Source organism: Corallococcus sp. AB049A, from assembly GCF_003668885.1.
Lineage (GTDB): Bacteria > Myxococcota > Myxococcia > Myxococcales > Myxococcaceae > Corallococcus > Corallococcus interemptor.
In genome coordinates this window covers 1-383 of record NZ_RAWL01001473.1, presented here as the reverse complement: position 1 = coordinate 383, position 383 = coordinate 1, and the positions used below count along the sequence as shown (strand labels likewise).

Genomic DNA, 383 nt, shown 5'->3' with positions numbered 1-383 from the left:
ATCCAGGCTGGTACCGCAACGCGGTTATTTACCAGATGCACGTTCGATCGTTCTGCGACTCCAACGGCGACGGGATTGGGGATTTCGTTGGCGCGATTTCCAAACTCGACTACCTTGAGGAACTCGGAATCACGGCAATATGGATCCTGCCATTCTATCCGTCACCACTACGCGATGACGGCTATGACATCGCCGAATACACCGGCGTCAACCCGAGCTACGGAACGATCGAAGACGTCCGACGATTCATCGACGAAGCTCACAAGCGAAACATTCGTGTGATTACTGAGCTGGTGATCAACCACACGAGCGATCAACATGCCTGGTTTCAGGCAGCCCGACGGGCGCCGAAAGGTTCGCCGGAACGAGACTTCTACGTGTGG

1 protein-coding gene is annotated in these 383 nt (G+C 55.1%); it reads left to right on the top strand.

Features of this window, described 5'->3' with window-relative positions:
• The coding region (locus D7X55_RS42625; protein WP_255425076.1) for an alpha-amylase family glycosyl hydrolase at positions 1-383 on the top strand (383 nt) is incomplete at both ends.